We start from the raw sequence: 25,823 nt of genomic DNA, 5'->3' as shown, positions 1-25,823 counted from the left end.
TCCGATGACCCCGGCGACACAGTTGCGGTGGCGGGCACCCCTGGTGCCGTTCATCGTGGCGCTGTTCCTCGCCGCCACCGGTGTCCCCGTCGCAGCGGAGGGTGACGGGGACACCGTGGGTGACCAGCGGGGGAAACCCTCGGGCAGCATCGGCATCCAACTGCTGGAGGCGTCGGCCGACCGACGCGACGACCCCCGCGCACGGGTGTACATCGTGGACCACATGACACCGGGGTCCGGGATGACCCGGCGGCTGGCGGTGACCAACGACTCATCCCGCCCCCAGAAGATCACGATGTCGGTCGGCGCGGCGGAGATCCGGGACAACCAGTTCGTGGCAGCGCCCGACCCGAACGGCAACGAACTGCCCGAGTGGGTCCACCTCGACCAGCCCAGCTTCGTCGCCCCGCCATACAGCACCACCACGCTCCGTGTGAAGGTGAAGATCCCACCCTCGGCCCCGCGTGGCGAGCGGTACGGCGCGATCTGGGCCTCGGTCGCCTCGACGGCAGCCGATCCCACCCGGGGCACCGTGCAGAAGATCAACCGGGCGGGCATCCGGATCTACCTCGACGTCGGGCCCGGCGGTGAACCGCCGTCGGACTTCGAGATCGACAAGCTGGTGCCGGGGCGTACCGAGAAGGGGCTGCCGGTCGTCCGGGCGACGGTCCGCAACACCGGGGAACGGGCCCTGGACCTCTCCGGCAAACTGTGGCTCTCCGACGGGCCAGGCGGGCTCTCCGCCGGCCCCTTCGGCGTCACCGTCGGCACCACCGTCCCGCCCGGCGGCACCGCGCACGCCGAGGTCCTGCTGGGCCGACAGCTTCCCGACGGACCCTGGCGTGCCCGGCTACGGCTGGAGAGCGGTCGGCTGCACCGCGAACTGACCGGCGAGATCACCTTTCCCCACGACAACGGGGCCTGGGGGTTGCCCGCTACCCTGTCGGACCGGCTGCCGTGGATCGTCGCGCTCGCCGGCGTGCTGACGCTCGCGGCGGGGGTGTTGCTGGTCGCGGCAGTGCGCCGGGTCCGCTCCCGGGTCGTCGCCGCCTGAGACCCGGCCCGGACCCGACACACCTGCCACGCCGGCCCGTACCCGGACGTGCCCCCGGTCGACCGGTCAGTGCATCGCGGTCAGGGCCGCCGCCTCCTGCTCGGCCCGTTCGTCGCCGCTGACCTCGTGCAGCGGCTTCTCCCGGATGAAGACGACCGCGACCAGGGCGAGCAGGGCGATCGGGGCACCGATGAGGAACAGCTCCGAGGTGGCGGTGGCGTACGCGTCCCGCACGATCGCCAGGACCGGGGCGGGCAGCGCGGCGAGGTCGGGCACCTCGGTGGTGCCGCCGCCGGTGACGCCGGCCGCCGGGCCGAGCCGTTCGGTCATCAGGCCGGTGACCCGGTTGGCCAGCACCGCGCCGAGGGCGCTGACCCCGATCGCGCCACCCATGCTGCGGAAGAAGGTCAGCACCGAGGTGGCCGCGCCGAGTTCGTGGGCGGGCACGTCGTTCTGTGCGGCGAGGACCAGGTTCTGCATGAGCATGCCCACGCCGGTGCCGAGCACGGCCATGTAGAGCGAGAGCAGCGGCACGCCGGTGTCGGCGTCGATGGTGCTCAGCAGCAGCATGCCGACGGTCATCACGGCCGCCCCGGCCACCAGGTAGACCTTCCACCGGCCGAACCGGGTGATGAGCTGACCGGCGACGGTGGAGGAGATCAGCAGGCCGAGGATCATCGGCAGGCTCATCAGGCCGGCGACGGTCGGCGACTTGCCCAGCGAGGTCTGGAAGTACTGCGACAGGAACACCGTGCCGCCGAAGAGGGCCACCCCGACCAGCACGCTGGCGACCGTGGTCAGCGTGACGGTGCGGCTGCGGAAGATCCGCAGCGGGATGATCGGCTCGGGGACCTTCGACTCGACCCAGACCGCCAGGGCCAGCAGCACCAGCCCGCCGACGACCATCAGCGCGGTCCAGCCCGAGGCCCAGGCGAACCGGTGCCCGGCCAGCGACGACCAGACCAGCAGGGTGGACACGCCCGCGGTGATCAGCAGCGCGCCCCACCAGTCGATGCGGGCCTTGCGGCGGACCACCGGCAGGTGCAGGGTGCGCTGGAGCAGGACGATCGACAACAGGCTGAACGGCACGCCGATCAGGAAGCACCAGCGCCAGCCGAGCCAGGAGGTGTCGACCATGACGCCGCCGATCAGCGGGCCGGCGATCGTGCCGACGCCGAACACGGCGCCGAAGATGCCGGCGTACCGGCCCAGTTCCCGGGGCGGGATCATGGCCGCCATGACGATCAGCGCCAGGGCGGTCATGCCGCCGGCGCCGACGCCCTGCACGATCCGGCTGGCCAGCAGGGTCTCCACGTTGCGGGCGAGCCCGGCGATCAACGAGCCGACCACGAACAGGCCGAGCGAGAGCTGGATGAGCAGCTTCTTGCTGTAGAGGTCGGCCATCTTGCCCCACAGCGGCACGGTGGCGGTCATCGCCAGCAGCTCGGTGGTGACGATCCAGGTGTAGACGGTCTGGCTGCCGTTGAGTTCGGCGATGATGCGCGGCAGCGCGTTCGCCACCACCGTCGAGGCGAGGATCGCCACGAACATGCCCACCATCAGGCCGGAGAGGGCCTGGAGGACCTCCCGGCGGGACATCCGGCCGGTGCCCGCCTCGGGCGGTGTCGACTCGGCAGTTGCGGTCATGGACGTTTCCTCACAGGGTGGGATGCACGCCCGGCGCGGTCGCGCCGAGCTGGTCAGGGGTACGGGGGTCGGGCAGCCCGGCGGCGACGGCGGCGAACGCCTCGTCGAGCAGCCCGGCCAGGGAACGGGACCCGCCGCCGGTGGCCCAGCGGACCATCGCGGTGCGCAGCGCGGCCCCGGTGACCGCCACCACGAGGGCGGGATATCCGTCGTCCGGGTCGCGGCCGGTCCGCGCCGCGAGCGCCTCGACCATGGCCTGCTCGGTCTCCGCGTTGCCGGAGACCAGCCGGGCCAGCAGCACCGGATGCTGCATCACCACCTGCATCCGCAGCAACCACAGCGCGGCGTCACCCTCCACCTCGTCGATCACGCCGGACAGGGCCGACCGGATCGCCGCCAGCGCCGGCACCCGCGCCGGCACGGCGGCCAGCGCGCGCAGCACCCGTTCCCGGTCGCCCGCGGTGTCGCCGACCAGCGCGTCGTCCTTGGTGGCGAAGTAGTTGAAGAAGGTCCGGGCGGAGACGTCCGCCGCCTCGCTGATCTCCTCGACGGTGACCTGGTCCAGCCCCCGCTCGGCGACCAGGCGCAGCGCGGCGGCGGCCAGTGCGGCGCGGGTCTGCCGCTTCTTGCGGTCCCGCCGCCCGAGTCCCTCGTCATTGGTCACGGGGGGAGCCTACGAACAAAAGTGCAGCGCCTGCAAACTTGCGCAGTGTGACATGAAACTCGGGCTGCCCAGGGGGGATTCCGGACAGGGCAGGGGGTGACCGTGCCCGGTCCGGCGGCATAGCCTCGACGGCACCACACCACGGCGGTCGGGGGACGGCCATGCTCCTCGGGGACGACATCGACGACCTGGCCCGGACCGCCGCCCGGGGCGAGCCGGGGGCGCTGGACGCGCTGCTGACGGCGGTACGCCCCGAGGTGCTGCGGCTGTGCGGCCGGCTGCTGCCCCACCGGGAGGACGCCGAGGAGGCCTGCCAGGACGCCCTGCTCGCGGTGGCCCGGGGCATCGGACGCTTCGAGGGCCGCTCGTCGTTCCACACCTGGCTGTACCGGCTCACCGCCAACCGGGCCCGGTCGACGTACCGGACGCTGCGACGACGCTGGCAGGTCGAGGACGGTGGGGTGCCGCTGCCCGACCCACCGGACCCCCGACGCACCAGTGTGGTCGCCGGCACCCGGCTCGACCTGCTCGACGCGCTGGACGCGGTCCGCCCCGAGGCGGCCGAGGCGCTCACCCTGCGCGACCTGCTCGGCCTGTCCTACCGCGAGATCGCCACCCTGCTCGACCTGCCGGAGGGCACCGTGAAATCCCGCGTCCACCAGGCCCGCCGCCAGGTCCGGGAACGGTTGACCGGTGACTGAACGGACCGGCCGGTGGCTGGCCGCCACGCTGGCGCTCCTCCCGGTGACGGGCTGCGCGGCCCCGGTCGCCCCGCTCCCGGTCCACCCCCGACGGCCACCCCGGCGAGCACTCGGGCGACCACCGTGGCCCCGACCCCGTCCGGCCCGGCCCGGCCCACCGTCGGCGCGCTGCCGACGCGGGCCGCGCCGCCACCGTCCACCCCCGACCGGACCCCGGGCACCCGGCCGCCGTCGGCCAGCCCCCGGCCGAGCGCCTGCCTGGGCCCGGTCCGCTACGACCTGGTGCTCGCCGACACCGAGTTGGCGCTGGTGACGTCGCTGTGCCTGGGCGTCGGCGGGGTGCTCCGGCTCCAGGGGATCGGCCCCGGCGAGGTCACGGTGGACCGGGAGGACCTGGTCGACCAGAACTACGAGGCCGGCGTGGTCGACCTCCGCTTCCTGCGCGCCGGCACGGTCGGGGTGACCATCCCGTACGACGGGAGGACGTACCTGGTCACGGTGGTGGTCGTCTAGGCCGGCCGGACCCGCACCCCGGCCAGCAGCGCGTCGACGACGTCCGGCCCGCTGCCCGGCGGCGGGACGACCTGCACGTAGAGCAGCCCCGCCCGGCCCGCGCGGGCGGCCGCCTCGACCAGCACCGGCCGGCCCTGCGGGCAGGCGAACCGGGCGACCACCCAGACCGTCGCGCCCCGGCGGACCCGCCGTACCGGGGCGGCCACGCAGTCGGCGTGCGGACGCTGCGCGACGAAGTCCGCCGGGGTGGACCGCCGGCCCAGGGTCGCGGAGAGGCCGACGAAGGCCCCCGGCACGGTCGGGTCGGTCGCCCACCGGCCCGGGTCGGGCGAGACGACGAGCGCCGGTTCGAGCCGCCCGCGCGCGTCGTACCGGCCGGCCCAGCCCGTCCCGGCGGCCCGCCAGCCGGCCGGCAGGAGCACGCTCACCGGCCCGCTGCGGCCCCACCGGCCGTCGGCCGTGGGCCGGGCGGCGTCACCGCCGGTGGCACCCACCGCGACCAGGATCAGGGCACCGGCCCCGGCCAGGCCCAGCCGGTGGGCCGCCCGGCGACCGGCAGTCGACCCCGCCCGGCCGGCCGGCCGCGCCTCCCCCGACGGACCCGACGGGAACGCCTCCCCCGGTCCGAGGGCGGGCCGGGGGCCGAACGCCTCCCCGGGTCCGAACGCCTCCCCGGGCCGGAGCGCGGCCCGGGGACGGAACGCGTGCCTCTCGCGGGCTGCGGCTGCGGCGGCGGGGTGCCGGGCGTCGAGGGGGCGGAGGCCCGTAGGGGTGTGCGGGATGGCGGAGTCCCCGGGTGTCCCGGCGGCGCGGCGCAGCGCCGCCCGGAAGGCGTCCGCGTCGGGGTGGCGGTCGGCGGGGCGGGGCGCGGTGGCCCGGCGCAGCACCGCCACCACCGGCGCGGGCACCTCGTCCAGGTGCGGCCGGGGGCCGGGGCCGCCGAGCAACCGCAGGCCGAGCCGCCCCAGCCCGAACACGTCGCTGCGGGTGTCCACCACGGCCAGCGGATCGTCCTGTTCGGGCGCCATGTAGCCGGGCGTGCCGGCGCGGGCGGTCAGCCCGGAGGCGGCGGCGAGCGCCTTGGCCAGCCCGAGGTCGGCGATGACCACCCGTTCCCCGTCGGCGGTCGAGGTGAACAGCACGTTGCCCGGGGTGAGGTCGCGGTGCACCACCCGCTCCCGGTGCAGCACGGCGACCCCGGCGGCGATCTCGTCGAGCAGCGCCAGGGCCAGCGGCACCGGCGGGGTGCCGGTGGCCAGCCGGTCCCGCAGGCTTCCGCCGTCGGCCAGGGCCAGCACGGCGTACGGCCGGCCGTCGGGTAGTTCGCCGACCGCGTGCACCCGTACCAGCCGGGGGTGGTCGAGCCGCCGCAGCAGCCGGGCCTCGTCCCGGAAGCGTTCACGGACCCGCAGGTCGTGGCTCCAGTTCTCGGCCAGCACCTTGATCGCCACCCGGGAGTCGAGAGCGGGATCGTGGCCGAGCCAGACGGTCGCGAAGGAGCCCGCACCGAGCAGCCGTTGCACCCGGTAGGGCCCGATCCACGCCGGAGTGCCCATCGTCCCACCCCCACCGCACGGTAACCGGCGTCGACGGGTGGCGGCGTCCACCGGAGCCGGTCGGAAAACCGACGAACGGATTCCGGTCGGGCGGAGACCAACAGAACGACGGACCCGTACCCGCGAAGGAGTTCTCATGCGTCGTCTCCGCACCATCCTGCTCACCGGCCTGCTGGCCCTGGCCGTCGTCGCGCCGGCCGTGCCCGCCGGGGCGCATCCCGGCGTCCGGCCGGAATCCACCGTGGACCGCGCCCCGGGCGTCGCCGCGGACCTGCGGTCGGGCGGCCTCCCGGGGCGGTCCACCGGCGGCACCGACCTGCTCGGCGTCCGGGGCGCGGGCCCGTTCCGGATCGGCGCGTCACTGACCCGGCTCACCGCGGCCGGCCTGATCGACTGGACGGTCGTCGACTGCGACGGCGTGGTCCGGGCCGGCGTCACCGGCGAGTGGGCCGGGGTGATCCTGGTGGCCTTCCGCGACGGACGGCTGGTCGAGGTGGGTACCGCCACCGCGCCGCCCCGCTCCCCGGCCGGGGCGGCCGTGGGCATGTCCTTCGCCGAGGTGGCGCAGATCTACGGCCCCCGGGGCGCGTTCGTCCGCAACGACGCCGGGGACGCCACGGCGTACCTGGTGCGGTTCGGCAGCCGGGTCGAGCTGTTCACCGGGCACCCGATCCGGCCGGGCGTCGGCTACTTCCAGGTCGGCACGGCGGATCACGTGGAGCGGAACTTCCGGCGGGGCCGTTCCTGCTGATCCGCCCCGGCACCGGGCCGGGGTGGCGGGGGGCTCCCCCTGTCACCCCGGCCGCATGGTGCTGTCCCCACATTGCTGGGTCACTCGACATTAGTGTGTGCCACACAGTATGGTGTGAGACATGGTCAACGAGGAGGTTCTGCGGACCCATCTCCAGGAGCTGCGTCGCGGCACGGTGGTGGTCGCCAGCCTGCTGGCCCTGCGCGAGCCCGACTACGGCTACGCGCTGCTGCAACGCCTCGCCGGGCACGGCTTCCCGGTCGACGCCAACACCCTCTACCCGCTGCTGCGGCGGCTGGAGGAACAGGGGCTGCTGACCAGCGAGTGGAACACCGAGGAGAGCCGGCCGCGCAAGTTCTACCGGACCAGCGCCGACGGCGAGACGGTGCTGGCCCGGCTGCTCGACGACCTCGCCGCCGTGCAGACCTCCGTCACCGGGCTGATCGAAGGAGTCGACCGATGAGCACCCTGACCGACCGCTACCTCGCAGCCACCCTGCGGGCGGTGCCGGCGCCCCGGCGGGAGGAGATCGCCACCGAACTGCGGGCCGCCATCGCGGACATGGTCGACGACCGGGTCGGCGGCGGGCAGGACCCGACCACCGCCGAACGCGAGGTGCTCACCGAACTCGGCCACCCCGAGCGGCTGGCCGCCCGCTACGCCGACCGCCGGCTCCAACTCATCGGCCCGGCCTACTACCTGATCTGGCAACGGCTGCTGCGCCGGCTGCTGACCGTCATCCCCGGCGTGGTCGGCGTCGTCGTCGGCGTGGCACAGGCGACCGTCGGCGACAACCCGGGCGGGGCCATCGGGTCGGGCATCACCGCGGCCTTCCAGACCGCGGTCCAGATCGCCTTCTGGGTGACCCTGAGCTTCGCGATCCTGGAACGCACCAACGCCTCCCTCGACCTGCCCGAGTGGAACGTCGACCAGCTACCCGAGGCACCGGTGGAGCGCGACATCCGGCTCTCCGACACCTGCGCCTCGGTGGCGATGCTCCTGCTCACCCTGGCCTTCCTGCCCTGGCAGCACGTCCGGTCCTGGGCCCGGGACACCGACGGCACGCGCATCCCGCTGCTCGACCCGGCGCTGTGGACGTCCTGGCTGCCGGTGCTCGCCGCCGTGCTGGTGGCCACCGTGGCACTGGAACTGGTCAAGTACCGCACCGGCCGGTGGACGTGGCCGCTCGTCGGGGCCAACGCCCTGCTCGACCTGGCCTTCGCCGTACCGCTGATCTGGCTGGTGCTCACCGACCGGCTGCTCAACCCGGACCTGGTCGCCCGGTTCGGCTGGCTGCGCGACGGCGACGGCCTCGGCGTCGCCTCCCGGGTCACGGTCGTGGTCATCGTGGCGGTCACGCTCTGGGATCTCGTCGAGAGCGTGCTGAAGGCCCGCCGGTCGGCCGCCGCCCGGGTCGACGCCTGAAGCCCCGGTCCCGGTCCGGCGCACACGGGGACGCCGGACCGGGACCGGTACCACGCACAACGCACGCACAACGGGCCGGTCGGCGGGGAGCGCGTCCCCGCCGGCCGGCCCGCCGGTGTCCCGGTCCCGCCGTCAGGCGTCCACCGCCGCCATCACGTCGTCGGAGACGTCGAAGTTGGCGTACACGTTCTGCACGTCGTCGCAGTCCTCCAGCACGTCGATCAGCTTGAAGACCTTGCGCGCGCCGTCCTCGTCCAGCGGCACGTTGACGCTGGGGATCAGCGAGGACTCGGCCGACTCGTACTCGATCCCGGCGTCGCGCAGCGCGGTGCGGACCGCGATCAGGTCGGTCGGTTCGGAGACCACCTCGTACGCCTCACCGAGGTCGTTGACCTCCTCGGCGCCGGCGTCGAGGACCGCCATCATCACGTCGTCCTCGGTGGTGTCGGCCTTGGGGACGATCACCACGCCCTTGCGGGAGAACATGTACGACACCGAGCCGGCGTCGGCGAGCGAACCGCCGTTGCGGGTCAGCGCGGTACGGACCTCGGTGGCGGCCCGGTTGCGGTTGTCGGTCAGGCACTCGATCAGCATGGCCACGCCGTTCGGGCCGTACCCCTCGTACATGATGGTCTGCCAGTCGGCGCCGCCGGCCTCCAGGCCGGAGCCACGCTTGACCGCGCGGTCGATGTTGTCGTTCGGCACCGAGCTCTTCTTGGCCTTCTGGATGGCGTCGAAGAGGGTCGGGTTGCCGGCCGGGTCACCGCCGCCGGTACGGGCCGCGACCTCGACGTTCTTGATCAGCTTGGCGAACATCTTGCCGCGCTTGGCGTCGATGACGGCCTTCTTGTGCTTGGTGGTCGCCCACTTGGAGTGGCCGGACATCTCATACCTCCGTCTGTTGACTCACGCCCCGCGTCGACTGGCCGCGCCGACTCCAGACCAGGACCGGCCGCGCTGGAGGGCTGCGACGGGCAGTGCCCGCGCCGAACCGCGGCAATCCTACCGAGAGCACCGACCCCGCCGTCACACCCGGCGCGTCACCACCAGCGGCCCACGGCGTTTTCGCCACGAATGACCCGGTTCATCGCGGGGCGGGCGGGGCGGATCGGCGGGTGGGCCGGCTCAGCGGGCGGCGGCGACCAGGTCGGCGAAGTAGCGGTGCAGGCGCAGGTCGCCGGTCAGCTCCGGGTGGAACGAGGTGGCCAGCAGGTTGCCCTGGCGGACGGCGACCACCCGGTCGACCGCCGGCCCACCGGTGACCCGGCCCAGCACCTCGACGTCGGGATCGACCCGCTCGACCCACGGGGCCCGGATGAAGACGGCGTGGAACGCGGGCCCGTCGACCCCGGCGATACGCACCGGGGCCTCGAACGAATCCACCTGGCGACCGAACGCGTTGCGCCGCACGGTCATCCCGATGCCGGCGAAACCCCGCTGGTCGGGGCGGCCGTCCAGCACCTCGGCGGCCAGCATGATCATGCCGGCGCAGGAGCCGTAGACCGGCATCCCGGCGGCGATCCGCTTGTCGACCGGCTCCCGCAGGCCGAAGATGTCCACCAGCTTGCTCATCGTGGTGGACTCCCCGCCGGGGACGACCAGCCCGTCGACCGCGTCCAGCTCGGCCGGCCGGCGCACCGGGCGGGCGTCGACGCCGACCCCGGTCAGGGCGGTGAGGTGCTCCCGCACGTCGCCCTGTAGCGCCAGCACCCCGATCACCGGTCCGCGCACGGCTCCCCCTCCCGACGTCGTGGCCCCCGGGTCACCAGCCGCGCTCGGCGAGGCGGTGCGGCTGCGGGATCTCGTCGACGTTGATGCCGACCATCGCCTCGCCCAGCCCCCGGGACACCTTGGCCAGCACGTCCGGGTCGTCGTGGAAGGTGGTGGCCTTGACGATCGCGGCGGCCCGCTGGGCCGGGTTGCCCGACTTGAAGATGCCGGAGCCGACGAAGACGCCCTCCGCGCCGAGCTGCATCATCATCGCGGCGTCGGCCGGGGTGGCGATGCCGCCCGCGGTGAACAGCACCACCGGCAGCTTGCCCGTCTCGGCGACCTCCCGGACCAGCTCGTACGGGGCCTGCAACTCCTTGGCGGCGACGAACAGCTCGTCGGCCGGCAGGGAACTGAGCCGGGCGATCTCCTGGCGGATCTTCCGCATGTGCATGGTGGCGTTGGAGACGTCCCCGGTGCCCGCCTCGCCCTTGGAGCGGATCATGGCCGCGCCCTCGGTGATCCGGCGCAGCGCCTCACCCAGGTTGGTCGCGCCGCACACGAAGGGGACGGTGAACGCCCACTTGTCGATGTGGTTGGCGTAGTCGGCCGGGGTCAGCACCTCGGACTCGTCGACGTAGTCGACGCCGAGCGACTGGAGGATCTGCGCCTCGACGAAGTGGCCGATCCGGGCCTTGGCCATCACCGGGATGGAGACCGCCCCGATGATGGACTCGATCATGTCCGGGTCGCTCATCCGGGACACGCCGCCCTGGGCCCGGATGTCGGCCGGCACCCGCTCCAGCGCCATCACGGCCACCGCGCCGGCGTCCTCGGCGATCCTGGCCTGCTCGGCGGTGACCACGTCCATGATCACGCCGCCCTTGAGCATCTCGGCCATGCCGCGCTTGACCCGGGCGGTGCCCCAGACCTGGGCGTCACCGGCGTTCGGGGAGGTCGTTTCGGGCACGGCTCATCACTCCTCGGACGTGCTGGGGGTGGGTTCCGGCTGATGCTACGACCGCCGCGACGCCGTTCCGACAGCCAATCGGCCCCACGGTGGCCTGCCCTGTGGCCCCCGTCACCCCCACCGGGCACCGCCTCCCGGCGGCCCGGTCACGCGCTCCGCCTCCCGGCCGCGCTCCGGGCCGGCACGCCGTGGGTCAGCCCGTCGGGACGTCGGCGGGCAGGGCCAGGGTCGGGTCGTCGATGTCGAAGTAGCGCGGCCACGGGTGGCGACGGCCCATCCGGCACAACCGCACCAGCGGCCGGCTGCGCGCGGAGCGGGCGTCGCGGACCAGGTCGGTGTGCACCTGCCGGGACAGGGCCAGCCGCCGGCTCGCCGCGATCACCGCCTCGCACGCCGGATCGGCCGGGTCGAGCCGGACCGCCCGCAGTTGCCGGGTCAGGTCGTTCTCGGCCGCCTCCCGCTCCTCGGGGAGGGCGTCCAGGGCGATCCGGGCCGCCGCGTACAACTCGACGCCGTAGCGCTTCTCGGCCAGCACCGCGGCGGCGGCGGCCCGGCGCAGCAGGTGCGCGTCGAGGGCCCGCGCCGCCGACTCCGCCCGGGTCTGCAACCGCTCGACCCGGCCGGCCGTCCAGCCCAGGTACACCGCGAGCAGGGCGACCACGACCGCGGTGGCCAGCACCGCCCACAGGTGCGGCAGCATGCTGCTCACCCGGGACCACCCAGCCCCGCCCACTCCTGGTCGATGACCCGGCCGTCGGTGGCCTCGATGGCCGCCGCGTAGACCTCCACCACCCGGCGGGCCACCACCGGCCAGTCGTAGTGGGCGACCACCTGCTCGCCGCAGGCCGTCAACGCGGCCCGCTGCGCCGGATCGTCGAGCAGCTCCGCCAGGGCGGTACGCAGGCCGGCGGAGTCGCCGGTCGGGAAGAGCCGGCCCGCCCGCCCGCCGTCGAGCACCCGCCGGAACGCGTCCAGGTCGCTCGCGACCACGGTGGCACCGGCCGCGAGCGCCTCGGTGAGGATCATGCCGAACGACTCACCGCCGGTGTTCGGAGCGACGTAGAGGTCGACGCTGCGCAGCATCCGGGCCTTGTCGACCTCGGAGACCAGGCCGAGGAACGTCACCCGGTCGCGCAGCTCCGCCGGGAACTGCCCGAACAGGTCGTCCGGCTCGCCCGGCCCGGCCACCAGCAGGCGCAACCCGGGCCGGTGCGGGGCCAGCGCGACGAAGGCGTCCCGCAGGATCGGGAAGCCCTTGCGGGCCTCGGTGAACCGGCCGAGGAAACCCAGCGTCCCGCCGCTGCCGGTGGCGCACTCCCCCGGCCAGCCGGGCAGCGGCTCGACCCCGGCGAACTTCGCCACCGCCACCCCGTTGGGGATCTCCACCGCCCCGCCGTCGAGATGCTCGACCTGCACCTTACGGGCCAGCGCGCTGACCGCGATCCGGGCGGTGATCCGCTCCAGCAGGATCTGGAGGACGCCCTGCGCGGCGGCCAGCATCCGGGACCGGGTCAGCGCGGTGTGGAACGTCGCCACCACCGGACCCCGGGCCGACAGCACCGCCATCATCGACAGGCTCGGGATCAGCGGCTCGTGCACGTGCAGCACGTCGAAGTCGCCCCGGGTGATCCAGCGCCGCACCCGGGTCGTGTAGAAGGGCCCGAACGCGATCCGGGCCACCGAACCGTTGTACGGCAGCGGCACCGTCCGACCGGCGGCGACCACGTACGGCGGCAGCAGCGTCGACTCCTCGTCGGCGGGGGCCAGCACGCTCACCTCGTGCCCCAGCCCGATCAGCGCCTCGGCCAGGTCCATGACGTGGTTCTGCACCCCGCCCGGGACGTCGAAGGAGTACGGGCACACGATGCCGATCCGCACTGGCGCCCCCTCCCTCAGACCGATCCGGCGCTGGCCGGGGGCGGCGGCGCGGTGGACCCGCCGTCGGTGGAGCCCCGCTGGTCCAGCCACATCCGCTGCAACATGTGCCAGTCTTGCGGATGACGGGCGATGCCCGCCGCCAGACGGTCGGCAATCCGCTGGGTCAGCACCTGGACCCGCTCGTCCAGGGGTGCGCTGTCCGGCTCGGGGACCGGCAGCGGGCCCTCCAACTGCGCGCGCGGCATCTCCGGTTCGTACCACAGCGAGGCAACATAGAGCGGGGCGCCGGTGCGGATGGCCAGCAGGGCGGGGCCGGCCGGCATCTTGGTACGCGCGCCGAAGAAGTCCACCTCGATGCCCCGGGCCGAGAGGTCCCGGTCGGCCAGCAGCGGCACCACCGCGCCGCTGTGCAGCCGGTCCACCAGCACGTCGAAGGCGGGGCGGGCGCCGCCGTGGGTGGGCAGGATCTCCATGCCGAGGCCCTGCCGGAAGGCGAGGAAACGCTCGTAGACGCCCTCCGGCTTGAGCCGTTCGGCGACGGTGGTGATCGGCCAGCCGTTGGCCGCGACCCAGGCGCCGGCGGCGTCCCAGTTGCCGGCGTGCGGCAGCGCCACCACCGCGCCCCGGCCGGCCGCCACGTCGGCGGCGAGCAGCTCCGACCCGCCCAGGTGGAAGCCGGCGAGGATCTGCCGGCGGCTCAGCGAGGGCAGCCGGAACGCCTCCATCCAGTACCGGGCGTACGACCGCAGGCCCTGCTTGACCAGCGCGTCCAGCTCCGTCTCGGGCAGGTCGGGGCCGACCACCCGGCGCAGGTTGGCGCGCAGTCGGGTGACGCCCTTGCCCCGGCCCCGGTGGGCGCGGTCGGCACCGGCCTGGAAGGCGGCGGCGACCACGGGCCGGGGCAGCGCGCGGGCCAGCCGCCAGCCGGCGACGTAGCCGAGTTCGGTGAGGTTCACTCCCGGCCGACCAGTTGCGCCTGCCGGTACACGTGGGCCACCCGCTGGCCGACCGTGAAGATCGACACCGCGGCGAGCAGCCAGAGCGAGATCTCCAGGGCCGGGCCGACGCCGAGACCGGTGAGCAGCCCACCGACCCCGACGATCAGCAGCCGTTCGGTACGTTCCGCGACGCCGACGTTGCCGCTCATCCCCAGCCCCTCGGCGCGGGCCTTGACGTAGGAGACCAGCCCTCCGGCGGCCAGGCAGACCAGCGCGGCGGCCACCCCGGAGTGGTTGCCCTCGGTGGCCAGCCAGTAGGCGACCGCGCCGAAGACCGCGCTGTCGGCGACCCGGTCCATCGACGAGTCGAGGAACGCGCCGAACCGGGTCGAGCCGCCGCTCATCCGGGCCATCGTCCCGTCGAGCATGTCGGTCAGCGCGAAGAACGTCACGATCAGCGCTCCGGCGACGAGCTGGCCGCGGGCGCCGAAACCGAGCGCGCCGACGAGCACGCCGACGGTGCCGGCCACGGTGACCGCGTTGGGGGACACGCCGGCGCGGAGCAGACCGCGCGCGACCGGCTCCACGACGCGGGTCATCCCCGCGCGGGCCGTCACTTGGAAGATCTTCGCCATGGCGGTCCCACGATAACGGCCGGCAGCGGCGGACGGTACGGCCGGTCGCCCGACCCGCCCGGGAGGCTTGTGCCGACCCCCCGCCGGGTGTGAGATCGGGGTGGAAGGTGAGCCAGCTCACCGTCACGGCCGTTGACCGTCGTCCGGCCGGCGGGCCACCGGAGGATAGCGCCGCGGCACCCGCCCCGGGCCCGCTTCCCGTCGCGCGCGGCGGTCGCCATCCACCACCGGCTGAGGGAGGTGCGCCGCGATGGCGCAGAAGAACCACGACAGGGGAGCCACCGGTGTGCCGGCGGTGACCGACCCCGGCACGGTACGCAACGTGGTGCTGGTCGGGCACTCGGGGGCCGGCAAGACGACCCTGGTCGAGGCGCTGCTCGCGGCCAGCGGCACGATCGACCGGGCCGGCAGCGTCGCCGCCGGCACCACCGTCGGCGACCACGACCCCGCCGCAGTACGCCAGCAGCGTTCCGTCGCCCTGTCCTGCGCGCCGCTGGTGCACGCCGGGGTGACGGTGAACCTGCTGGACACCCCCGGGTACGGCGACTTCGTCGGCGAGCTGCGGGCCGGTCTGCGGGCCGCCGACGCGGCACTGTTCGTGGTGTCCGCCGTCGACGGGATGGACGCCGCCACGGCCGCCCTGTGGGAGGAGTGCGCCGCGGTCGACCTGCCGCGTGCGGTGGCGGTCGCCCGGCTGGACCATCCGCGCGCCGACTTCGACGAGGCGGTGGCACTGTGCCAGCGGGTCTTCGGCGACAACGTGCTCCCGCTGCACCTGCCGATGCTCGGTGACGACGGCGAGTCGGTGGCCGGCCTGCTGGCGCTGGTCACCCGGCGGGTGCACGACTACTCGGCCGGGCTGCCCGCCACGGTACGGGACCCGGACCCGCAGCACCTGCCGGCGATCACCGAGTCCCGGGGCGAGCTGATCGAGGGGATCATCGCCGAGAGCGAGGACGAGACCCTGATGGACCGCTACCTCGACGGCGAGGAGATCGACACCCAGGTGCTGGTCGCCGACCTGGAGAAGGCGGTCGCCCGGGGGCACTTCTACCCGGTGATGCCGGTCTGCGCGGCCACCGGAGTCGGCCTGGACGTGCTGCTCGACGCCCTGGTGTCGGCGTTCCCGTCGCCGCTGGAACGGCCGGTGCCGGCGGTCACCGGGCTGGACGGCTCCCCCCGGCCGCCGCTGGACTGCGACCCGGACGGCCCGCTGGTCGCCGAGGTGGTCCGGACCACCGTCGACCGGCACGTCGGCCGGGTCTGCCTGGTCCGGGTCTTCTCCGGCACGCTGCGCCCCGACCAGACAGTGCACGTCTGCGGGCACGGGATGGCCGACCGGGGCCACCCCGACCACGACGCCGACGAGCGGATCGGGCACGTCTACCGCCCGCTCGGGGCGGCCCTGCGGGAGGTGGACGCCTGCGTCGCGGGCGACATCTGCGCGATCACCAAGTCGGGCAGCGCGGAGACCGGCGACACCGTCTCGGCGCGCGACGAGCCGCTGCTGATCGCGCCCTGGGAGATGCCGGAGCCGCTGCTGCCGGTGGCGGTGGTGGCCCGCAGCCGGGCCGACGAGGACGCCCTCGCCCGCAACCTGGGCCGGCTGATCGTGGGTGACCCGACGCTGCGGCTGGAACGCAACCCGCAGACCCAGCAGCTGGTGCTGTGGTGCATGGGCGAGGCGCACGCCGACGTGGTGCTCGACCGGCTCCGGGCCGGCGGGGTGGAGCTGGACACCGAGCCGGTGCGGGTGCCGCTGCGGGAGACGTTCACGGTGGCCGCCACGGGGCACGGGCGGCACGTCAAGCAGTCCGGCGGGCACGGCCAGTACGCGGTCTGCGACCTCACGGTGGAGCCGTTGCCCCGGGGTGCGGGGGTCGAGTTCGTCGACCGGGTGGTCGGCGGGGCGGTGCCGCACCAGTACGTGCCGTCGGTGGAGAAGGGCGTCCGGGCGCAGTTGGCGCGGGGCCTGGTCGCCGGCCATCCGGTGGTGGACGTGCGGGTGACCCTGGTCGACGGCAAGGCGCACAGCGTCGACTCGTCGGACGCCGCGTTCCAGACCGCCGCCGCGCTCGCCCTGCGCGACGCCGCCGGGCGGGGCGGGCCGACGCTGCTGGAACCGGTCGACGAGGTGGTGGTCCGGGTGGTCGACTCCGCCGTCGGGGCGGTGCTGGGCGACCTGTCCGGTCGGCGGGGCCGGGTGCTCGGCACCGAGGCCGACCCGGACGCCGAGGGCCGCACCCTGATCCGGGCCGAGGTGCCCGCCCTGGAACTGCTGCGCTACGCGGTGGAGCTGCGGGCCCTGACCGCCGGCACCGGCACCTTCCGCCGGGAGTTCGCCCACTACGACCCGATGCCCGCCCACCTGGCCGACGCCTCAACCCCCACCCCGAAATAACCCCCACTCCCCCGCCCCGCCCCGCCGCCCTGCCCTGTCCTGTCCTACCCCGCCCCGTCGATCATGGAGTTGTGGTGGGGGTTGAGCCCCCATATGCCACTTATGCGGAGCCCCACAACTCCATGATCGACGGGGGCGGGGTGGGGGCGGGGTGCGAGCGGGGGGGGTTAGGGGCGGGCGGCGGGGAGGGGGGGTAGTGGCCAGTGCGGTCGGTCGGCGTCGCGCAGCGCGGCCGTACGCAGGGCGGCGAGCTGCCGTTCCACCTCGGCGAAGTGGTCCGGGCTGAGCGGGCCGAGGCACAGTGCGGCGGCGTTCTCCTCCACCTGGGCGACGGTACGGCAGCCGGGGATCGGCACCGCCCGGCCGCTGCGCGCCCAGATCCAGCCCAGCGCGCCCTGGACCAGGGTCCGGCCGTCGGCGGTGAGCGCGCCGCGTACGGCGGTGACCCGGCGCAGCCACTCCGGCGCGGGCCGGCCGCCCCGGAACCACTCCAGCCAGCCGGGGGCCATCCCCCGCACGTCGTCGCGGGGCAGCGTGGAGGCGGTCGTGTACTTGCCGGTGAGCAGCCCCATCCCGAGCGGCCCCCGGTTGACGCTGGCCAGGTCGTGTTTGTCGCAGGTGGCCAGCATCACCGGGGCGTCGCGCAGTACCGACAGGCTGTGCTGGATCGCGGTGGCGTGCGGGGCGGCCTGGGCGAAGCCGGCGGCCCGGTCGGCCCGGTCGGTGCTCCAGCCGTACGCCCGGACGAGGCCGTCGGCGACCAGGTCCTCGCAGGTGCCGACCAGCGCCTCCACCCGGGGCAGCGGCAGGTCGCCCAGGTGCAGCTGGTAGAGGTCGATCCGGTCGGTGTCCAGCCGGCGCAGCGAGGCGACGACCGCCCGCCGCAGGTACGCCGGGGAGGCGTCCTCGCCGGTGGCCTGCCGGGACCGTTCGTCGAAGGTGTACCCCCACTTGGTGGCGATCACCGCCTCGTCCCGGCGGCCGGCCAGCGCCCGCCCGAGGACCCGTTCGCCGTGCCCGGCGCCGTACGTGTCGGCGGTGTCGAAGAGGGTCACGCCGAGGTCGAGCGCGCGGCGTACGGCCCGCACCGACTCCTCGTCGTCGACCGCACCCCAGCCCAGCGGCTGGGACCCTTCGGCCCAGGGGCCACCGATCGCCCAGCACCCCATGCCGAGGGCGCTGACCTCGATGCCGCTGCGACCCAACGTCCGTGTCGTCACTGCCATCGACGCATCGTGTCACCTTCCGGGCGCGCGGGGGACGAAGCTGACGCATCGTGCTCGATCGACCACATGCGACATCCACCCCGGCCCCGGCCGGGTCCGCCCGGACGCCCCGACCGGCCGGTGCGCTCAGCGCGGGAGGACGCGGGCCAGCGGCACCGGCGCCGGCCGCCCCGGCCAGGCGCCGGTCAGCGTGGCGGCGGTCGGCCCGTCGCCGGGCAACCCGCCGGGCTCCGCGTCGCCGGGCAGCCGGCGCGCGACGACCAGGTCGACGGTGTCCGTGACGATGCGGGTCGGGTCGCCGTCGATCACCTGGCGTACCCCGCCCACGGCGGGGGCCGGGGCGCTGCCGGTGGTGGCCACCGCCATCGACGGCTCCCGGTGTTGCCGCACGCCGTCGACCTCGAAGTACTCCTCGGCCTGCCCGGTGCCGGTCAGGATCGCGGCGGCCAGGACGGCCGGGTAGACCGGGTCACCGCAGGCGTCGTAGACCCACCGGGGGCCGAGCACCGAGTGCCGGGTGGTGCCGACCAGCCACTCGTCGGCGTCGGGCAGCGGCGCGCCCCGGTAGGTCAGCGGGACCTGGTGCACCGGGCCGGCACCGACCCGGACGAGCAGCGTCTCGATGCCGACCGCCCCGGCCGGGTCGTCGAACCGGTAGCCGGCCACCCGGGTCGGCTCACCGTCGGCCGGCCCCGCGTACCACCGCCGGCCGGGCAGCCAGGCGGCCAGAAGTTCGAGCTTCGAGGGGCGGATCTCCGCCCGGTGCAGCAGCGCCATGATCACATCCTAGGAGCCGGCGCACCGGCCCACCGACCCGATCGGCGGGGACCGGTCGGCCGGTCAGGACGGCCAGGCGTGGGCGAGCAGCTCGCGGGTGTCGGCGAGCAGTTGCGGCAGCACCTTCGTCCGGCCGATCACCGGCATGAAGTTGATGTCCCCACCCCAGCGGGGCACCACGTGCTGGTGCAGGTGGGCGGCGATGCCGGCGCCGGCCACCCCGCCCTGGTTCATCCCCAGGTTGAACCCGTGCGCGCTGCTGACCTGCCGGACCACCCGCATCGCGGTCTGGGTGAACGCCGCCAGCTCCACCGTCTCGGCCTGGTCGAGTTCGGTGTAGTCGGCCACGTGCCGGTAGGGGCAGACCAGCAGGTGTCCCGGGTTGTACGGGTAGAGGTTGAGCACCGCGAAGACGTGCGTGCCCCGCGCCACCACCAGGCTGCGTTCCGGCGGCAACCCGGGGGCCAGGCAGAACGGGCAGCCGGCGGGTTTCTCGTAGCCCCCCTCGGGGCGGTCCTCCCCGGAGATGTACGTCATCCGGTGCGGGGTCCAGAGCCGGTCGAGCCCGTCCGCCAGGCCGTGGTCCGTGTCGCCGTCGAGGTGCCGCTCCGCCCCAGTCACACCGCCGATCCTACGATCCCCCACCACGCCCGCCACCGACCCGTCGGAACGCGGCCGGTGGCGGGGCGGGGTCGGGCCGGGTCAGGCGGCGGCGGACGGCCCCGCGTTGGCCCGCGACGAGACCACGTCGAGCACGTGGTCGACCGCCTCGGCGACCGGCACGCCGTTGCGCTGGGAGCCGTCGCGGTAGCGGAACGAGACGGTGCCGGCGGCCACGTCGTCGTCCCCGGCGATCACCATGAACGGGATCTTCTGCTGCTGGGCGGTGCGGATCTTCTTCTGCATCCGGTCGTCACCGGCGTCGACCTGGGCCCGGATGCCCTTGGCGCGCAGCGCCGCGACGAACCCGTGCAGGTACTCGGTGTGGTCCTCGCGGATCGGGATGCCGACCACCTGCACCGGGGCCAGCCAGGCCGGGAACGCCCCGGCGTAGTGCTCGGTGAGCACCCCGAAGAACCGCTCGATCGAGCCGAACAGCGCCCGGTGGATCATCACCGGCCGCTGCCGGCTGCCGTCGGCCGCCTGGTACTCCAGGCCGAACCGCTCGGGCAGGTTGAAGTCGACCTGGATGGTGGACATCTGCCAGGTCCGGCCGATGGCGTCCTTGGCCTGGACGGAGATCTTCGGCCCGTAGAAGGCCGCCCCGCCCGGGTCGGGCACCAGGTGCAGGCCGGATTCCTCGGCGGCCGAGCGCAGCGCCTCGGTGGCCCGCTCCCAGTTCTCGTCGGTGCCGACCGACTTGTCCGGGTTGCGGGTGGACAGTTCCAGGTAGAAGTCGTCCAGGCCGTAGTCGCGCAGCAGTTCCAGGACGAAGGCGAGCAGCGACTTCAGCTCACCGGCCATCTGCTCCTCGGTGCAGAAGATGTGCGCGTCGTCCTGCGTCATGCCCCGGACCCGGGTCAGGCCGTGCACCACGCCCGACTTCTCGTACCGGTAGACCGTGCCGAACTCGAACATCCGCAGCGGCAGTTCCCGGTAGGAGCGGCCCCGGGACCGGAAGATCAGGTCGTGCATCGGGCAGTTCATCGGCTTGAGGTAGTAGTTCGCCCCCTCCACCTCCATGGGGGGGAACATCCCGTCGGCGTACCAGTCGAGGTGCCCCGAGACCTCGTACAGGTGGCCCTTGGTGATGTGCGGGGTGTTGACGAACGAGTAGCCGGCCTCCTCGTGCTTGACCCGCGAGTAGTTCTCCATCTCCCGGCGGATGATGCCGCCCTTGGGGTGGAAGACCGCCAGGCCGGAGCCCAGCTCGTCGGGGAAGCTGAACAGGTCGAGGTCCACCCCGAGCTTGCGGTGGTCGCGCCGGGCGGCCTCCTCCAGCAGCTTCAGGTACGCCTTCAGCTCGTCCCGGGTCGGCCACGCGGTGCCGTAGACCCGCTGGAGCTGCGGGTTCTTCTCCGACCCCCGCCAGTAGGCGGCGGCCGAGCGCATCAGCTTGAACGCGCCGATCAGCCGGGTGTTCGGCAGGTGCGGGCCCCGGCACAGGTCCGACCAGCAGACCTTGTCCTCGGTCGCGGCGAGGTTGTCGTAGATGGTCAGCTCGCCGCCGCCCACCTCCATCACCTCGCTGGTGTCCAGCCCCTCGCCCTTGACCTCGATGAGTTCCAGCTTGAACGGCTCGGCGGCCAGCTCGGCCCTGGCCTCGTCGAGGCTGCCGAAGCGGCGGCGGCGGAACCGCTGGCCGGACTTGACGATCTCCTGCATCCGCTTTTCGAGCTTGGTCAGGTCGTCGGGCTGGAACGGCTTGTCGACGGCGAAGTCGTAGTAGAAGCCGTTCTCGATCGGCGGGCCGATGCCGAGCTTCGCCTCAGGGAAGACGTCCTGCACGGCCTGGGCGAGCACGTGCGCGGTGGAGTGCCGCAGCACGTTGAGCCCGTCCGGCGAGTCGAGGCTGACCGGTTCGACGGTGGTGTCCTCGGCGGGGGCCCAGTCCAGGTCGCGGAGCTGGCCCTGCGGGTCGCGGACCACCACGACCGCCTTCGGGCCGGCGGCGGGCAGCCCGGCCGCGGCCACCGCGTCGGCCGCCGTCGTCCCGGCGGCGACGACGACGGGGTCGGCCACGACGGGGGTACGGGGTGCGGACACGGTGAACTCCTCAACGGCAGGCGGCACGGATGGGCCGGACGCGCCGGCTGCTTCGATGCTATCGGTCCCGCCGTCGCCCCCGGTCGCCGGGAAAGGAAGCCCGGTGGCGGCATCGACCCGCACCGGCGTTGAACCTTTTCGGCCCGCCGTCCGAACTACCCGGTGTGGCCGGAGCCGGTGTCGGCCACGGCGAGACGGATGGGGGCGGAAGATGACGACGACCCGCGGTGACGTCCGGCGGCGTCGGACCGTGCTGGTGCTGGCTGCGGTCGCGGCCGGGGTGTTCGGCGCCCCGGGCGCGGCGCTGGCGGACGGGCTGACGTCCAGCCCGAGCCAGGCGGTGCAGGGCGACGCGGTGGAGTTGACGTTCGTGGTGCCCGAGCAGCGGCCCGGCGCGCGCACCGAGAAGATCGAGTTCAGGATGCCGCCGGACGCCCCGATCGGCGAGGTGTACCCACTGTCGGTGGACGGCTGGGCGCCCCTGATCACCTCCCGTGAGCTGGCCGCGCCGGTGGCCGGCATCCACGCCCCGTCGGTGAGCACGGTGACCTCGGCGGTGGTCTGGACCCGGGGTGCCGGGCCGGCGGTCCCGGGTCCGGCCCGGCTCTCGGTGGCCATGGGTCCGCTGCCGCAGACCGACCGGATGACCTTCGAGGTGGTGCAGACCTACTCCGACGGGACGGTGGTGCGCTGGGCCGACCCGGCCGGGGGCGGGCATCCCGCCCCGACGCTGGCGCTGGTGCCGCCGGCTCCCGGTGCGGCGACCGGGCACCACGGCGGCGCGGCCGACGGGACGGACGCCCAGGCGGCCACGGCCGACGACGCCGCACCGGCCGACGACGACGGCGGTCCCAGTGCGGACCTGCTGCTCGGCGGTGGCCTGCTGGTCGGGTTGGGTGGCGGCGCGGCGATCGGCTGGGTGGCGAGCCGGTCACGCCGCCGGGCCGCCGCCGACGACGCGCGGGACGACGACCCGACGACGGAGACCGGCTCCGCCCCCGGCGAGCGGGGCTGGCGGCTCGACGGGTCCGACCACGCCGACGCCGAGCGGGTGTCGGCGCGCTGAGCGCGCCGGTCAGTCCAGCCAGTCCGGCAGCGGCTCCCGGGCGGCCACCCAGTCGGCGGGCACCCCGCCGGGCGTACCGACCCCGGTGTGGCCGCCGATGATCCCGCCGACGATGGCGGCGGTGGTGTCGACGTCCCCGCCCGCCTCGACGCAGGCACGGATGGCGGCCGGGTAGTCGGCCAGGTGGGTGGCGACCACCCAGAGGGTGAAGGCGACCGTGTCCTGGGCGGTCACCCGGGCACCGTTGCCCAGCGCCGCGACGGCCTCGTCGAGGCCGCGACCGAGCAGGCCGATCGCCCGGCGTACCCCCCGGTGCACGGCGCTGGCCGGGTCGATCGACCCGGCGACGGTGGTGAGCAGCCGGGTCACGTCGGGGCGGGGTTCACCGTCCAGCCGGGCCCGCGCGGCGAGCGAGGCGGCGACGGCCACCGCGACCGCGCCGGCGATCCCCTCCGGGTGGGCGTGGGTGACCTCGGCGCTGACCCGGGCGCGGGACGCCGCGCGGGTGGTCGAGTCGGCGTACCAGGCGCCGAGCGGGGCGACCCGCATCGCCGCGCCGTTGCCGCAGGAGCCCTGGCCGTCGAAGGCCGACGCGGCGGCCACCGGCCACGGGGTGCCGGTGCGGATCAGCCGCAGGATGCTCACCGCACCCGGCCCGTAGCCCCGGTAGGGCTCGGCCCGGGTGGCGAAGGCCAGCGCCAGCCGGTCGGCGTCGACGTCGCCGTGGGTGGCGAGTTCGGCCAGCACCGAGCAGGCCATCTCGGTGTCGTCGGTCCACGGCCAGGGCGACGGGGGCAGCCGGCCGGCCGCGAGGTCGTCGGGTCGCCGGCCCGGGACGAAGAACTGTGAGCCGAGGGCGTCGCCGACGGACAGCCCGGCGAGACTGTCCCGGGCCAACGCCAACCGGGCGTCGGGAAACAGGGTGAACGGCATCGTCGTACCATTTTGCCCGGTTCGCGGATGCGCCGCAACGCGCCCGACTTGCCACGGGCAGTACGGTGCTGACGTGGCCACCGTGCTCCTGGTCGAAGACGACCACGTCGTCCGCGGCGCGATGCTGCGTTCGCTCAGTGAACGGGGGCACGCGGTGCACGCGGTCGGCACCGCGCTGGACGCGCTGCGTCGGGTCGCCGCCGAGACCCCCGATCTGGTCGTGCTCGACCTGGGCCTGCCCGACCTCGACGGCTCGGACGCGCTGCGGATGCTGCGCGGCATCACCGACGTGCCGATCATCATCGCCACCGCCCGCGACGACGAGCAGTCGGTGGTCCGCCTGCTGCGGGCCGGCGCGGACGACTACATGGTCAAACCGTTCACCGGCGCCCACCTGGACGCCCGGATCACCACCGTGCTGCGTCGGGTCGGCCGGGCCAGCCGTACCGTCGCGCCGGCCGTGCACACCGTCGGTGGGCTGCGGGTGGACGTGGGCGAGCGCAGCGCGGTGCTCGACGGGGAGCCGCTGGCGCTCACCCGTAAGGAATTCGACCTGCTGGCGTACCTGGCGGCGCGGCCTGGCCGGGTGGTGTCCCGGCGGGAACTCTTGGAGGAGGTATGGCGCCAACCGTCGGTCGGCGAGGACCAGACCATCGACGTGCACCTGTACTGGCTGCGCCGAAAGATGGGCGAGTCCGCGGCGAAGCCGCGCTACCTGCGCACCGTGCGGGGGGTGGGGTTCCGGCTGGTGGCCCCCGACTGAGGCCGGCGCTGGCCGCGTTGACGGCCGGCATGTGCGCGCTCGTCGCGTCGGCGTTCCTCGTCCCGCTCGGGTTGACCCTGCGCGGGGAGGTACGCGAGGAGGCGTTGGCCGACGCGGCGCGACGCGGGGCGCTGGTCACCGGCGCGCTCGCCGTCAGCACCGAGCCGGCGGCGGTCCGCCGCGCGGTCGAGGCCACCGGGGACGACCCGGCGACCCGTCCGGTGGTGCACGGCCTGGCCGGGGAGCAGCCGGCCGGCCGGGCGTCGGCCGACGACCTGGAACGGGCACGGGCCGGGGAGCAGTCCCGGGTGGTCGACGTCGACGGCGGGCTGCTGCGGCTCGACCCGGTGGTGCTCGACGGCCGGGTCGCCGTGGTCGAGGTCTTCGTGCCCGACGCCGTCCTCGACGAGGGGGCCGACGGCACCTGGCTGCTGCTCACCGGGGTGGCCGTGGCGCTGGTCGGCGCGGCGGTGATCGTGGTGGACCGGGTCGCCGCGCGGGCGGTCGACTCCACCCGGGCACTGGTCCGCGCCGCGCTCGCCGTGGGCGACGGCGACCTGGGGGTACGGGTCGAGCCGAGCGGCCCGCGCGAGCTGGCCGAGGCGGGGTACGCGTTCAACCGGATGGCCGACCGGCTGGTCGCCGCCCGCACCGACGAGCGGGAGCTGGTGGCGGACCTGTCGCACCGGCTGCGTACCCCGTTGACGGTGCTGCGGCTGGACGCCGAGGGGCTGGACTCCGACGACACCAGCGTCGGCTCGTTCAGCGCGGCGGAGCTGGACCGGCGGCGGACGATCCGGCGCATCCGGCAGGCGATCGTCACCCTGGAGGGCGAGATCGACGTGCTGATCAAGACGACCCGCAAGGCGGTGGCGCACGAGGCCGGGCCGGCCGAGTGCGACGTCAGCGAGGTGGTCCGGGACCGGATGGTGTTCTGGGCGGCGCTGGCCGGCGACCAGAACCGCCCGCATCGGGTCAGCGGCGCGCAGTTGCGGATTCCGGTGCCGGTGCCCCGGGCCGAGCTGGCCGCCGCCCTGGACGCGGTGATCGGCAACGTCTTCCGCTACACCCCGCAGGGCACCGCGTTCGAGGTGGCCGTGTCCCGCCGGGACGGGTACGTGGCGATCCGGATCGACGACGCCGGGCCGGGCATCGCCAACCCGGACCGGGCGTTGCGGCGCGGGGCCAGCGACCAGGGCTCGACCGGGTTGGGGCTGGACATCGCCCGGCGGGTGGCGTTGCAGGCCAACGGCTCGGTGAGCCTCGACCGGGCCCGCCTGGGCGGGGCGAGCGTGGTGATGCTGCTGGCCGATCCGCAGGCCACACCCCGGCAGGTCAACCGGTTCGGTCTGGTGGGTCGGATGGCGCGGGAGGCCCGGGAGCAGAAGGGCGGGGGCCGCCGCTGGCCCCGGCAGCGTCCCACCGACGGCTGAGCGACGGTCGCTGGTTGTGCTGTGGCGCAAGGTTTCCTTAGATCCGGATTAACGACGGCGACGCGGGGCCGGCGGG

At 74.5% G+C, this 25,823-nt stretch carries 25 protein-coding genes; 10 read left to right on the top strand and 15 right to left on the bottom strand.

Going from position 1 to position 25,823, the window contains the following annotated elements; all coding sequences use genetic code 11:
• Nucleotides 1–4: 4 nt before the first annotated feature.
• Nucleotides 5–1,054: a hypothetical protein gene (locus FJK98_RS10660; protein WP_145918880.1), complete on the top strand. Its 1,050-nt coding sequence runs from the start codon at nucleotides 5–7 to the stop codon at nucleotides 1,052–1,054.
• Between the two features lie 66 nt (nucleotides 1,055–1,120).
• On the opposite strand, the gene FJK98_RS10655 is transcribed toward FJK98_RS10660, so the two are convergent.
• Nucleotides 1,121–2,701 (bottom strand): MDR family MFS transporter, encoded by a 1,581-nt coding sequence (locus FJK98_RS10655; protein WP_145918879.1) that lies wholly within the window; start codon nucleotides 2,699–2,701, stop codon nucleotides 1,121–1,123.
• 10 nt (nucleotides 2,702–2,711) lie between these two features.
• Nucleotides 2,712–3,365: a TetR family transcriptional regulator gene (locus tag FJK98_RS10650; protein WP_145918878.1), complete on the bottom strand. Its 654-nt coding sequence runs from the start codon at nucleotides 3,363–3,365 to the stop codon at nucleotides 2,712–2,714.
• Nucleotides 3,366–3,526: 161 nt separating this feature from the next.
• Here FJK98_RS10650 and FJK98_RS10645 point away from each other — a divergent pair, with 161 nt between their 5' ends.
• Nucleotides 3,527–4,066 (top strand): RNA polymerase sigma factor, encoded by a 540-nt coding sequence (locus FJK98_RS10645; RefSeq protein WP_145918877.1) that lies wholly within the window; start codon nucleotides 3,527–3,529, stop codon nucleotides 4,064–4,066.
• A 123-nt stretch (nucleotides 4,067–4,189) separates the two neighbouring features.
• Nucleotides 4,190–4,579, top strand: coding sequence for a hypothetical protein (locus FJK98_RS10640; protein ID WP_240762744.1), 390 nt, complete (start codon nucleotides 4,190–4,192; stop codon nucleotides 4,577–4,579).
• On the opposite strand, the gene FJK98_RS10635 is transcribed toward FJK98_RS10640, so the two are convergent.
• Nucleotides 4,576–6,135: a serine/threonine-protein kinase gene (locus FJK98_RS10635; RefSeq protein WP_145918876.1), complete on the bottom strand. Its 1,560-nt coding sequence runs from the start codon at nucleotides 6,133–6,135 to the stop codon at nucleotides 4,576–4,578. The two genes, FJK98_RS10640 and FJK98_RS10635, sit on opposite strands and share 4 nt — an antisense overlap.
• Nucleotides 6,136–6,271: 136 nt before the next feature.
• Here FJK98_RS10635 and FJK98_RS10630 point away from each other — a divergent pair, with 136 nt between their 5' ends.
• The 3 genes from FJK98_RS10630 (at nucleotide 6,272) to FJK98_RS10620 (ending at nucleotide 8,311) form a co-directional block, all read left to right on the top strand.
• Nucleotides 6,272–6,886 (top strand): hypothetical protein, encoded by a 615-nt coding sequence (locus FJK98_RS10630; protein ID WP_145918875.1) that lies wholly within the window; start codon nucleotides 6,272–6,274, stop codon nucleotides 6,884–6,886.
• Between the two features lie 121 nt (nucleotides 6,887–7,007).
• Nucleotides 7,008–7,349, top strand: a complete 342-nt coding sequence (locus FJK98_RS10625; protein WP_145918874.1) for a PadR family transcriptional regulator — start codon at nucleotides 7,008–7,010, stop codon at nucleotides 7,347–7,349.
• Nucleotides 7,346–8,311 (top strand): permease prefix domain 1-containing protein, encoded by a 966-nt coding sequence (locus FJK98_RS10620; protein WP_145918873.1) that lies wholly within the window; start codon nucleotides 7,346–7,348, stop codon nucleotides 8,309–8,311. The genes FJK98_RS10625 and FJK98_RS10620 overlap by 4 nt, the downstream gene beginning before the upstream one ends.
• A 132-nt stretch (nucleotides 8,312–8,443) precedes the next feature.
• Here the strand turns inward: FJK98_RS10620 and FJK98_RS10615 are convergent, their stop codons facing one another.
• The 7 genes from FJK98_RS10615 to pgsA form a co-directional block, all read right to left on the bottom strand.
• On the bottom strand, nucleotides 8,444–9,196 hold the full coding sequence (locus FJK98_RS10615; RefSeq protein ID WP_088644024.1) for a YebC/PmpR family DNA-binding transcriptional regulator: 753 nt from the start codon (nucleotides 9,194–9,196) through the stop codon (nucleotides 8,444–8,446).
• A 240-nt stretch (nucleotides 9,197–9,436) separates the two neighbouring features.
• Nucleotides 9,437–10,042 (bottom strand): pyridoxal 5'-phosphate synthase glutaminase subunit PdxT, encoded by a 606-nt coding sequence (pdxT, locus tag FJK98_RS10610; RefSeq protein WP_145918872.1) that lies wholly within the window; start codon nucleotides 10,040–10,042, stop codon nucleotides 9,437–9,439.
• Between the two features lie 31 nt (nucleotides 10,043–10,073).
• Nucleotides 10,074–10,991, bottom strand: a complete 918-nt coding sequence (pdxS, locus tag FJK98_RS10605; RefSeq protein ID WP_145918871.1) for a pyridoxal 5'-phosphate synthase lyase subunit PdxS — start codon at nucleotides 10,989–10,991, stop codon at nucleotides 10,074–10,076.
• 193 nt (nucleotides 10,992–11,184) lie between these two features.
• Entirely contained in the window at nucleotides 11,185–11,691 is a 507-nt protein-coding gene (locus tag FJK98_RS10600) for a hypothetical protein (RefSeq protein ID WP_194822930.1), read from the bottom strand.
• A gap of 5 nt (nucleotides 11,692–11,696) precedes the next feature.
• Nucleotides 11,697–12,869, bottom strand: coding sequence for a glycosyltransferase family 4 protein (locus FJK98_RS10595; RefSeq protein WP_145918870.1), 1,173 nt, complete (start codon nucleotides 12,867–12,869; stop codon nucleotides 11,697–11,699).
• A 14-nt stretch (nucleotides 12,870–12,883) separates the two neighbouring features.
• Entirely contained in the window at nucleotides 12,884–13,825 is a 942-nt protein-coding gene (locus FJK98_RS10590; RefSeq protein ID WP_145918869.1) for a phosphatidylinositol mannoside acyltransferase, read from the bottom strand.
• A complete protein-coding gene (pgsA, locus tag FJK98_RS10585) occupies nucleotides 13,822–14,442 on the bottom strand; it encodes a phosphatidylinositol phosphate synthase (protein WP_145918868.1) in 621 nt (206 codons plus the stop codon). Before pgsA ends, FJK98_RS10590 begins: the two co-directional genes overlap by 4 nt.
• A gap of 250 nt (nucleotides 14,443–14,692) precedes the next feature.
• Between pgsA and FJK98_RS10580 the strand changes: the two genes are divergently transcribed.
• Nucleotides 14,693–16,843, top strand: a complete 2,151-nt coding sequence (locus tag FJK98_RS10580; RefSeq protein WP_145918867.1) for an elongation factor G-like protein EF-G2 — start codon at nucleotides 14,693–14,695, stop codon at nucleotides 16,841–16,843.
• Between the two features lie 167 nt (nucleotides 16,844–17,010).
• Here FJK98_RS10580 and FJK98_RS10575 read toward each other — a convergent pair whose 3' ends face one another.
• The 4 genes from FJK98_RS10575 to thrS all read right to left on the bottom strand — a co-directional run bounded on the left by FJK98_RS10575 (nucleotide 17,011) and on the right by thrS (nucleotide 21,552).
• The gene (locus tag FJK98_RS10575; RefSeq protein ID WP_145918866.1) at nucleotides 17,011–18,069 is read right to left on the bottom strand and encodes an aldo/keto reductase; all 1,059 of its coding nucleotides are present in this window, start codon (nucleotides 18,067–18,069) and stop codon (nucleotides 17,011–17,013) included.
• 126 nt (nucleotides 18,070–18,195) lie between these two features.
• Entirely contained in the window at nucleotides 18,196–18,846 is a 651-nt protein-coding gene (locus FJK98_RS10570) for a hypothetical protein (protein WP_145918865.1), read from the bottom strand.
• Nucleotides 18,847–18,909: 63 nt separating this feature from the next.
• The gene (locus FJK98_RS10565; protein WP_370517031.1) at nucleotides 18,910–19,467 is read right to left on the bottom strand and encodes an HIT domain-containing protein; all 558 of its coding nucleotides are present in this window, start codon (nucleotides 19,465–19,467) and stop codon (nucleotides 18,910–18,912) included.
• 81 nt (nucleotides 19,468–19,548) lie between these two features.
• Complete coding sequence (gene thrS, locus FJK98_RS10560) at nucleotides 19,549–21,552, bottom strand: threonine--tRNA ligase (protein WP_145918864.1); 2,004 nt, start codon at nucleotides 21,550–21,552, stop codon at nucleotides 19,549–19,551.
• A 211-nt stretch (nucleotides 21,553–21,763) separates the two neighbouring features.
• On the opposite strand from thrS, the gene FJK98_RS10555 reads away from it, so the two are divergent.
• Nucleotides 21,764–22,618, top strand: coding sequence for a DUF1775 domain-containing protein (locus FJK98_RS10555; protein ID WP_145918863.1), 855 nt, complete (start codon nucleotides 21,764–21,766; stop codon nucleotides 22,616–22,618).
• 9 nt (nucleotides 22,619–22,627) lie between these two features.
• Here the strand turns inward: FJK98_RS10555 and FJK98_RS10550 are convergent, their stop codons facing one another.
• Nucleotides 22,628–23,551 carry an ADP-ribosylglycohydrolase family protein gene (locus tag FJK98_RS10550; RefSeq protein ID WP_145918862.1) on the bottom strand — a complete coding sequence of 308 codons (924 nt, stop codon included), beginning with the start codon at nucleotides 23,549–23,551 and terminating at the stop codon, nucleotides 22,628–22,630.
• Between the two features lie 73 nt (nucleotides 23,552–23,624).
• Between FJK98_RS10550 and FJK98_RS10545 the strand changes: the two genes are divergently transcribed.
• Together FJK98_RS10545 and FJK98_RS10540 are read left to right on the top strand one after the other, a co-directional pair.
• Nucleotides 23,625–24,314 carry a response regulator transcription factor gene (locus FJK98_RS10545; protein WP_145918861.1) on the top strand — a complete coding sequence of 230 codons (690 nt, stop codon included), beginning with the start codon at nucleotides 23,625–23,627 and terminating at the stop codon, nucleotides 24,312–24,314.
• A 29-nt stretch (nucleotides 24,315–24,343) separates the two neighbouring features.
• Nucleotides 24,344–25,747, top strand: coding sequence for a HAMP domain-containing sensor histidine kinase (locus FJK98_RS10540; RefSeq protein WP_145918860.1), 1,404 nt, complete (start codon nucleotides 24,344–24,346; stop codon nucleotides 25,745–25,747).
• Nucleotides 25,748–25,823 lie beyond the last annotated feature (76 nt).

Source organism: Micromonospora sp. HM134 (assembly GCF_007833915.1).
In the GTDB taxonomy this organism is placed as follows: Bacteria; Actinomycetota; Actinomycetes; order Mycobacteriales; family Micromonosporaceae; genus Micromonospora; species Micromonospora wenchangensis.
Note: the sequence above shows the minus strand (reverse complement) of the source record. Positions and strands in the feature narration are given on the sequence as shown.

Excerpts from the sequence above, each read along its gene's own strand:
- FJK98_RS10615 (WP_088644024.1), bottom strand. The coding sequence starts at position 9,196 with ATGTCCGGCCACTCCAAGTGGGCGACCACCAAGCACAAGAAGGCCGTC.
- FJK98_RS10645 (WP_145918877.1), top strand. The coding sequence starts at position 3,527 with ATGCTCCTCGGGGACGACATCGACGACCTGGCCCGGACCGCCGCCCGG.
- pgsA (WP_145918868.1), bottom strand. The coding sequence starts at position 14,442 with ATGGCGAAGATCTTCCAAGTGACGGCCCGCGCGGGGATGACCCGCGTC.
- FJK98_RS10620 (WP_145918873.1), top strand. The coding sequence starts at position 7,346 with ATGAGCACCCTGACCGACCGCTACCTCGCAGCCACCCTGCGGGCGGTG.
- FJK98_RS10575 (WP_145918866.1), bottom strand. The coding sequence starts at position 18,069 with ATGGCAGTGACGACACGGACGTTGGGTCGCAGCGGCATCGAGGTCAGC.
- FJK98_RS10630 (WP_145918875.1), top strand. The coding sequence starts at position 6,272 with ATGCGTCGTCTCCGCACCATCCTGCTCACCGGCCTGCTGGCCCTGGCC.
- FJK98_RS10540 (WP_145918860.1), top strand. The coding sequence starts at position 24,344 with ATGTGCGCGCTCGTCGCGTCGGCGTTCCTCGTCCCGCTCGGGTTGACC.
- FJK98_RS10635 (WP_145918876.1), bottom strand. The coding sequence starts at position 6,135 with ATGGGCACTCCGGCGTGGATCGGGCCCTACCGGGTGCAACGGCTGCTC.
- FJK98_RS10555 (WP_145918863.1), top strand. The coding sequence starts at position 21,764 with ATGACGACGACCCGCGGTGACGTCCGGCGGCGTCGGACCGTGCTGGTG.
- FJK98_RS10550 (WP_145918862.1), bottom strand. The coding sequence starts at position 23,551 with ATGCCGTTCACCCTGTTTCCCGACGCCCGGTTGGCGTTGGCCCGGGAC.
- FJK98_RS10570 (WP_145918865.1), bottom strand. The coding sequence starts at position 18,846 with ATGGCGCTGCTGCACCGGGCGGAGATCCGCCCCTCGAAGCTCGAACTT.
- FJK98_RS10660 (WP_145918880.1), top strand. The coding sequence starts at position 5 with ATGACCCCGGCGACACAGTTGCGGTGGCGGGCACCCCTGGTGCCGTTC.
- FJK98_RS10625 (WP_145918874.1), top strand. The coding sequence starts at position 7,008 with ATGGTCAACGAGGAGGTTCTGCGGACCCATCTCCAGGAGCTGCGTCGC.
- FJK98_RS10580 (WP_145918867.1), top strand. The coding sequence starts at position 14,693 with ATGGCGCAGAAGAACCACGACAGGGGAGCCACCGGTGTGCCGGCGGTG.
- FJK98_RS10600 (WP_194822930.1), bottom strand. The coding sequence starts at position 11,691 with ATGCTGCCGCACCTGTGGGCGGTGCTGGCCACCGCGGTCGTGGTCGCC.
- FJK98_RS10655 (WP_145918879.1), bottom strand. The coding sequence starts at position 2,701 with ATGACCGCAACTGCCGAGTCGACACCGCCCGAGGCGGGCACCGGCCGG.